Here is an 8,410-nt window from a genome sequence, read left to right as displayed (position 1 = left end):
GGCAATAACGGCCTTGGGCGATCGCAATACGGCCATTGCCGCCGTCACCGGTAGCGGGGAAGCGGCCCGAGAGGTCATTGCCGCCCAAATCGCCTTCGATCTGGCGGACGTCAGCTACGGCAATATCCTCGAATCGCCCTGGACGGCGTTAATCCGCACGGCAGTTCCCGAACCCAATACCCAAAGCGCGATCGCCACCATCTCCCGCGCCTTCGACCTGCCAACCGACGAGATTGAAAGCTTCGATCCCTTTGTGGAGATGGCAAGCGGCAATATTCGCGGGTTGGAAATGTATGCCAAACAGGTTCAAATTAATGCCACCCTGACCCAACTTGCCGATATCATTATCGGTTTGGATGTCGAAAATGCAGAAACGACAGTGGTCGATGCGTTGGTAGCATCCCTGAAATCCGGTGGGTCTTTTGCCAACCTGGGGGACTCGGCAACAATCGCCACCTTACTCGTCCAAGTCGCCCCCACCCTGCCGGAAACCCTGGTGGAGGGTCTGGTTTCGGTAATTGCCGAAAGTAACGCCAAAATTGACGAAATCGTCGATCGCGCCGATGCCAACAGCGACCTGGAAAGCCTGCGGACGGAGATCGCCCGCGAGCAAATCGTCGCCCAGGGAATTCAATCCCAACTCTTGCAATCGGTGGCGTTGGGCGAAATCGATCTCGATCGACTTGAAGCCTTGCGGGAACTGAACTTGGAATTGGATGTCGGCATCAATATCGAGCACGTCATCGAAGGGACCGATGGAGACGACACCCTAATTGGAGACGATCGCAATGAAGCGATTACCGCCTTTGCGGGCAACGACCTGGTACGAACCGGTGGCGGAGACAACATCGCTTATGGAAATCAGGGGAACGACACCTTAGAAGGGGGCGATGGCAGCGACATCCTGTCCGGCGGCCGCGACGATGACCTGATTCTGACCGGTAACGGCTACAATTACGCCTTTGGAAATAAAGGAAGCGATCGCATTGAAGGAGGCGAAGAAATCGACTTCCTCTACGGCGGTCAAGATAACGACACCGTCCGGGGTAATGCCGGTGACGATTGGCTGCTGGGGGATAAAGGCGACGACCTGGTTGAAGGCGGCGACGGCAGCGATCTGATTGCCGGGGGTGAAGGAATCGACACCCTTCAAGGCGGCAACGATGATGACTTCATTTTCGGAAATAAAGGAAGCGATCTCATTGATGGCGGCAACGGTAACGATACCGTTGCCGCTGGTAAGGATGACGATTCCGTATCCGGTAGCGCCGGTGACGACTGGCTGTTTGGCAACATCGGAAAAGATGCGCTAGATGGCGGTGAGGGCAACGACACCATTGCAGCGGGTCAAGATGACGATTGGCTGTTGGGGAACACCGGAGATGACGTACTCTACGGAAATCTCGGCAACGATCTCCTCTACGGGGCAGACGGAAATGACACCCTCGCTGCTGGCAAGGACGACGATATGGCCTTTGGGGAACTCGGAAACGACGCGGTGTTCGGCAACATCGGCAACGACACCCTCGACGGTGGCGACGGCAACGACTACCTCGGCGGCGGTCGGGATAACGACAGCATCGTTGGCGGTCTGGGTGACGACACCCTCTCCGGCGACTTGGGCGACGATAGCTTAACTGGAGGCGGCGGCAGCGATCGCTTTGTCTTAACCCTCGACACCGGTAACGATATCATTGCCGACTTTACCGATGGCGTAGACTTGCTCGCAGTCTCCCCAGACTTGCTCGCAGACATTCAACAGCGTCCGGCGATCGCCGTCGATACTCCCGAAGGTGCAAAAATCGAACTCGGTAGCGGTTCGGTCCTTCTGCCTGGAGTGAGTGCGGGGGCGATCGAAACGCGCGATTTTGTCAGCTTGGTCTAAAATTCCAGACTCGAGGACGAGCGCAATACTCTGCGGATACAGCCGTCCCCAAAGCGGGGCGGTGTATTCGACTTTGCAACATGTTATGCATTAATGAGAACCCGTTATTTCAGGCTTCATTGATGCGATCGGTCGATATTCCGAAGCCGTGAAAATTGCGCTCGAAATCGAAAATAAAACAGTCCTGACCTCATAGGGCTAGTAGGCTTGCTAGCTTTGAAAGGTTGAATTCGGGGAAGGTCGTCAGTTGCGTAACATAGATGCACGAAGTCACGATCGCGCGAATGCTGGATGCTCGCGACCCAGTCGCTTACCCTTTCACAATCCACACTTCTAAAATTTAATATCTTTGGGTAGCCCAACGATCGATTTGTTTTGAAGCTCCAACTCAACCCGTTTGAAGTTCGATTCCCGGATGGGTCGGGCGTTTTGGGTCGAGATGTTTTTAAGAAATCTGATTCACTCGATCGTTGCGGTACGTGGCGATCGAAACTGACCGCACACAACGCTTCGACGATCGCCCGATCGGGCGGATGGGCAATGCACCCACACAAACGTTCGATTACCGACTCGCGATCGCGGGTAGCTTGAGCTTTCGTACCGATTCTCGCAAGACATCGGTGGCCGTCCGACCGGTCAACTGACAATAAGTTTGTAGTTTAGCGTGTTCTATCTCGGACAAATTGATATTAACCCGCTTCAGTGCTAGTTTCGGCTTTGACATTGTATGAATAAAAAGTGTATAATATGACCATAATAACAAAATTATTTATAGTACGCTCATAAAAATAAAAAGATAAAACAGCACTTTAAGACGTTATCTGGGAGAAATACACCTTGGTCAGCTTGAAAAACCCCTCAATCAACGAAGCTTCACTCGAAGCATCCGAAGCATCCATCGCCCCCGCTCAACCCACCGGTTATACAAAAACCATTTGGGACGATTCGGTTGGAGCGTTTTTTAAAGAAATGGCTCGCTATCCCCTGCTCAAGCCAGAAGAAGAAACGAAGTTAGCCAGTTGGATTCGAGAGATGGTGACGCTCAAGTCTCACCAAGCCGAACTCGAAGCCGAACTCGATCGCTCTCCCACTTCGGCCGAACTCGCCGCCGCAACAAAACTGAGCGAAAGCCAGGTCGCCAAACGCTTCGATCGCGGTTATATCGCCCAGCGAAAAATGATTCGCTCGAACTTACGACTGGTCGTTTCGATCGCCAAACGCTATCTCAACCGAGGCGTACCTTTTCTCGATCTGATCCAAGAAGGGGTTCTCGGACTGAGTCGGGCGACGGAAAAATTCGATCCCGACAAAGGCTATAAATTTTCGACCTATGCCTATTGGTGGATTCGCCAAGGGATTACCCGTACGATTGCCAACGACAGTCGCACGGTTCGCCTTCCCATTCACATCGTCGAGAAACTCAATCGGCTCAAGCGAACCTATCGCGAATTGGTGCAAACCTTAAACCGCCAGCCCACGGAAGCAGAACTAGCAAAAGCGCTGGATCTTTCCACCGCCCAACTGCGCCAACTCAAGCAAATGAACGTGCGATCGCTCTCCTTAAACTACCGAGTGGGAAGCGAAGATGACACGGAAATGCTCGATTTGCTCGAAGATAGTCACAATCAGTCTCCCGACGCTCAAATGGGTGAAGCCATGATGCGACAGGGGATTAAGGATGTCCTCGACGAAGTTCTCACGGAGCGGGAACGAGAAATTCTCGTGCTACGCTATGGTTTGAACGACGGTCAAACCCAGACACTCCAAGAAGTGAGCAACCTTTTCGACCTGTCGCGAGAGCGAGTGCGCCAGATTCAATCGAGAGCGATGCGGAAGCTACGCCGCCCGCAGGTGGCCGAACGGTTAAAAGGATGGCTGCACTAAGATAAGCTAACCGAGACGATCTCGTCAGCCGAGCGGCGACTTGCAACTGGGATTTGGGCCGTCCTCTCGCATCGATACCGTCATATTTTAAATTGCTGTGTCTGCCCAACTCAAAATTCGACCGGCCCAACCTGCGGACGTACCCACGATCTTCGAGTTAATTGGCGCCCTAGCAGAGTACGAAAATCTCTCGGGTGAAGTCATCGGAGATGTTGAAAGTCTTAGCGAACATTTATTTGGAAAACGACCCTACGCCGAAGCCCTTCTCGCTGAATGGGAAGGGGAAAGCGTGGGGTTTGCCCTATTTTTCGATCGTTACTCTACTTTTCTCACCCAACCGGGACTTTACCTCGAAGACCTCTTCGTGCTGCGAAACTATCGAGGGCGAGGGATTGGGAAAGCATTAATCGGTCAAGTCGCCCGAATTGCGATCGAGCGCGGTTGCGCTCGGCTGGAATGGGCGGTACTCGACTGGAACGAACCCGCGATCGCTTTTTACCAAGATATTGGTGCCACCGTGCTTCCCCACTGGCGGATTTGCCGTCTGGTGGGGGATTCCCTAAGCGACTTTGCTCGCGGTACCCATCGAGACTAAATTGTCATCATTCTTTAGCGCGCGACTGCATTCTTGAGGGTTAAACTCAAGGCAAAGTCAACCACCACCACTGAAGTCTCAATAGAAATGGCGATGGCGATCGGGCGCGCGATCGTACAATGAAAATAAACGCAAGATTCGCGCTTAACGACTGTCGAACCCCCAAAGTACTAAAGCCCTAAGCTTGGTATCGCTCCAGGTGATTCAAAAAAAACACAGTACTATCCCACGGAGTATCTGCGATCGTTCCGAGCTAATTTTTGGGCATTCTTGCAAGTACGATCGGCATGGGAAATCGAAATTCTCGCGGCATCTAGCCGATTTCGACCCAGAAGCGCTTACATTACTCTTGAAAGCCTACAAGTACATCATGAACGATTTCGCATCACAATCCGAATCTGCAAGAGACCCGGTCGAGGTCTCAATTCAAATCGATCCCGAACTCCTAGAGCGAATCGGACACCTGACTAACGATCCCTCGAAAGTAATCGAAACGGCGATTCGTCAGTGGTTGCGAGGTGAAAAAAATCGAGAGAACGAACTCAGTCGCCGCCTCCAACGCAATCCTCCAGTTCCTCCCCGAGGGGAATGGAACGATTAAAAAAGAGGTCGGGGAAATCGAGCGAGTACGCGATCGTTGTCGATTGTTGCTCGATTTGTTTCGATTGGTTAGGGTGTATTTCTGTCTGGTTCCGACTACTTTTTGTGAGGAATTTTTGACTCATTTACTGAGCAAGGGTGTCTTTCGTATCGATCTACTGACAGTTCCTACACTGAACTTTAATGACCACACCAATTGACTTCCACACTGCTAGTGCTACATCTACCAGTATCACTCCTCCCGCAAACCAAGGTGATGGCGGAGTTTTACAAGCATTAGGAGCCGAACTGGCTTTCATTCAAGATGGAGCCGGGCAATATCATGCTTTTTACTGGCAAGATGCTCTGCGTTATGGCTTGAGTCTAGCGGAAGTGGTGGGTCGCACGATGGAAGAAACCTTCGCACCGGTAGATGTAACCTTATACTTAGAGCGCGTTCGACAAGTTCTTGACGACGCTCGACCGACTTTATTTCGCTGCCAATTTACCGATGGCGAACTCTTTTTCGACTTTGAACTCACTCTGAGTCCCATTTTACGAGGGGAGACCATTTCCACCCTGTTGGTGATGGGACGGCAAGTAAGTGTCGATCGTCCCGAGTCCAATCTTCCCAGGGTGGATGAATATTATCCGACATCCACCTCCCAAACACCTGCTGCTGCCGTCGAGTCCCCCGATGCGATCGCGCGACCGATCGACCGTCGGGCAGACATTTTATTCCCAAGCCAAGTCGCCCAAAATATTCGTCACGCCGTCGATCTCGAAACAATTTGGCAGCAGGCCGTTTGGGGGCTGGGATCGTCTCTTGATGTGACTCGATGCTCGATTTGTTCTTACAATCCCGGAGACCCTTCGATCGCGGTGATGGAAGAATATATCATCGAGGGGATGAAATCTTGGCGGGGACGGAAGTTCGACCTCAAAGAGTGTCCCGAAATTCAAAATGTGCTGACTCGACTGGATTTGGTGGAGTCGAGCGCGATCGCGACGGTGACGCTCGGAGATCTTTGCGGAACGATCGCTCTGACGTCCGATCGGGGAAAACCCAATAGCGTCTTACTTTTATTTCGTGGGGATTTCGACGCGCCCTGGAATCCCCACGAACTCGAAACGATCGCTGAAATCGCGGATTTGGTGGGAGCGGCGATCGCCCACGCCACCCTGTACCGGGAACTCGAAGAAGCACGACAAGCGGCAGAAGAGGTGTCCCGCCTCAAGAGTAATTTTCTTGCCAATACCTCCCACGAACTGCGCACTCCCCTCAATGGCATCCTCGGTTTTCTCAAGCTGATCGTCGATGGGATGGCCGACGATCCCGAAGAACAAATGGAGTTCATCGAGGAAGCTTATCGCTCTGCCGAACACCTGCTCAATATTATTAACGATATTCTCGATATTGCGAAAATCGAATCGGGTAAAATGCAGCTCGATTTAGAACCAGTGGTACTAGCCGAAATTCTCGACCACCTCAAAAGTTTTGCCCTAGCTCAAGTTCAACAGAAAAACTTATATTTCCAAATTCACGTTCCGCCCACCGATGATGAAGTCATCCTCTTTTGCAATTACCAACGGCTCCTGCAAGTCCTGTTAAATTTGGTGGGGAATGCGATTAAATTTACCCACGAAGGGGGAATTACGATCGCTGCAGAAATTATTAAAAAAAAGGTTCGATTCCAAAATCAAGAATTTGCCGGTAGTGTCAGAATTCAAGTGGCCGATACGGGTATTGGTGTATCCCTCGACAGACAAGACAAACTCTTTCAATCTTTCAGTCAAATTGATGGCTCTCGCACTCGCCAGTACGGAGGAACGGGTCTGGGATTGGTGATTTCTCAAAAGCTCGTCGAGTCTATGGGTGGGGTGGTACACTTCTACAGTATGGGAGACGGTCTCGGCGCTACTGTCACCTTTACGATTCCGTTATATCAAGCACCGGTGATGGTCTCGGACGATATCGACTCGCTGTGTTTGTTGATGGATTCTGAAGATTAAAAGTTGCTTTATTGCCACCAACGCTTTACTCTACAATTTCCCGATCGAATGTCAGAACCCCCAATAGATCCGTCTAAAGCCAAGATCGATCCCAACTCCCAAAAATACCAGCGATTGCTTGCCGAAGCCCAAGCACCCTATCGGGGTTTGCGAAAGTTTGTGTACATTGCCTTTGGCGCATCCGGTTTTATCGGGGCGATCGTTTTTCTGGCTCAGCTACTCGCATGGCGAGATGTTTCTGAAGCTTTTCCGAACTTTGCCTTGCAAACTGGTATTGTCGCTCTCACGATCTGGCTGTTTCGTTTGGAATCCAAGTCTGAATCGAAGTCAAAATAATCGACGGGCGATCGCACGCGCGTTGACCGATCGAACTCCCAGAATCTTGATTTAATGGTGGTGCGATCGCAAGTGTTTGAGTCGCAAACTTCATCCGTCCTCCCTCACCCCCAAAACCTCGACCAAAACGGACGTTAAAAAATAGACTCTTGTAAGACCTCCCCTCAGAGCTATTACACTATTGGAAAAGGCGATCGAGTGCGTTTTCGGATGACAGAAGTATATAGCACGCAGAAGTTGATCGAAATCTTGGAACGAGAGCGTCAAGCCTGCTTGAAGGGAGAACGGCTTAACCTGACGGCGACTCCCTTTATTGGGAACTCCGTTATCGATCGATGGCTCAAACCCGAGGGAGTACAGAAGTTTGCCGCCTATCAAGATTTTAAACTGACCATTCACCGCTATCAACAGCAGCACCAAGTTTCTGGCATCCTCTGGCGGCATATCGTCCTCAAGGGTCGAACGCTTTGCTATCCTCAAGTGGACGATCGACTCCTCGCATTACCCGAAGATATCGAAACGCTCAAAACTGCTAAATCCTCAATTCTGTCATTTTGGAAAGAGGCAATGGCGGAGATGGATCTTTATTTAAGCGTCAATAGCGGTAAAGATTACCAACCCATCGTATCCGAGGAGGCACTTGCCATCGGCGATCGCACGGAATGGGCGAATCTTTGGAAATGGGAGAAAGCCGAGTTTTTGGAAGTGGTTTTGCAATTAGGTTGGGGACAGCCTCACGAAGCGGCTTACCGGCGGGGTTCCCTGGCTTCGGGAAGCGAGTACGTTCATGGAGTCAACTCGGGTCAGCAGCCTATCGGTTGATTGTGTCGGTAAAAGAGTTTATTTTTTGAGTTTTTATCCATCTTTTGACTCGATGATTTTCTAACTCAATGCGATCGCCTCTTGAAAATTATAAGATGTTCCCATTTTTCTATACACTGTTATTCAAACAAAACTTTCGATCGGACTGAATGAAAATCGCAACTTGGAATGTCAACTCAATTCGGACTCGTCAAGAGATTGTTGTCGAGTGGTTGCAGGAAACAAAAGTCGATATTTTATGCCTTCAAGAAACCAAAGTTGTCGATGAAATTTTCCCAAGAAAGGCATTTGAGGAG

The 8,410-nt window shown here is 50.8% G+C and carries 9 protein-coding genes and 1 pseudogene; 9 read left to right on the top strand and 1 reads right to left on the bottom strand.

Annotated features, from left to right (window positions below):
* Both IQ235_RS11955 and IQ235_RS11950 read left to right on the top strand, forming a co-directional pair.
* Positions 1-1,885: calcium-binding protein (locus tag IQ235_RS11955; RefSeq protein ID WP_264321689.1), on the top strand; the 1,885-nt coding region annotated here is incomplete at its 5' end.
* A gap of 375 nt (positions 1,886-2,260) precedes the next feature.
* Positions 2,261-2,476: a hypothetical protein gene (locus IQ235_RS11950; RefSeq protein ID WP_264321688.1), complete on the top strand. Its 216-nt coding sequence runs from the start codon at positions 2,261-2,263 to the stop codon at positions 2,474-2,476.
* Between the two features lie 58 nt (positions 2,477-2,534).
* Here the strand turns inward: IQ235_RS11950 and IQ235_RS11945 are convergent.
* A pseudogene (locus tag IQ235_RS11945) lies at positions 2,535-2,609 on the bottom strand (hypothetical protein); the annotation flags it as partial.
* Between the two features lie 113 nt (positions 2,610-2,722).
* Here IQ235_RS11945 and IQ235_RS11940 point away from each other — a divergent pair.
* From IQ235_RS11940 to IQ235_RS11910, 7 genes are all read left to right on the top strand, one after another.
* A complete protein-coding gene (locus IQ235_RS11940) occupies positions 2,723-3,769 on the top strand; it encodes an RNA polymerase sigma factor, RpoD/SigA family (protein WP_405196669.1) in 1,047 nt (348 codons plus the stop codon).
* A gap of 97 nt (positions 3,770-3,866) precedes the next feature.
* Positions 3,867-4,364 carry a GNAT family N-acetyltransferase gene (locus tag IQ235_RS11935; RefSeq protein WP_264321687.1) on the top strand — a complete coding sequence of 166 codons (498 nt, stop codon included), beginning with the start codon at positions 3,867-3,869 and terminating at the stop codon, positions 4,362-4,364.
* Positions 4,365-4,734: 370 nt separating this feature from the next.
* Complete coding sequence (locus tag IQ235_RS11930; RefSeq protein ID WP_264321686.1) at positions 4,735-4,965, top strand: hypothetical protein; 231 nt, start codon at positions 4,735-4,737, stop codon at positions 4,963-4,965.
* Positions 4,966-5,147: 182 nt separating this feature from the next.
* A complete protein-coding gene (locus IQ235_RS11925; protein ID WP_264321685.1) occupies positions 5,148-6,956 on the top strand; it encodes a sensor histidine kinase in 1,809 nt (602 codons plus the stop codon).
* A 48-nt stretch (positions 6,957-7,004) separates the two neighbouring features.
* Complete coding sequence (locus tag IQ235_RS11920) at positions 7,005-7,292, top strand: DUF3493 domain-containing protein (RefSeq protein ID WP_264321684.1); 288 nt, start codon at positions 7,005-7,007, stop codon at positions 7,290-7,292.
* A 210-nt stretch (positions 7,293-7,502) separates the two neighbouring features.
* A complete protein-coding gene (locus IQ235_RS11915; protein WP_264321683.1) occupies positions 7,503-8,114 on the top strand; it encodes a hypothetical protein in 612 nt (203 codons plus the stop codon).
* Between the two features lie 149 nt (positions 8,115-8,263).
* On the top strand, positions 8,264-8,410 hold a 147-nt coding region (locus tag IQ235_RS11910), incomplete at its 3' end, for an endonuclease/exonuclease/phosphatase family protein (RefSeq protein ID WP_264321690.1).

This window comes from Zarconia navalis LEGE 11467, from assembly GCF_015207075.1.
In the GTDB taxonomy this organism is placed as follows: domain Bacteria; phylum Cyanobacteriota; class Cyanobacteriia; order Cyanobacteriales; family Geitlerinemataceae; genus Zarconia; species Zarconia navalis.
This window is presented reverse-complemented; position numbering and strand designations above follow the sequence as displayed.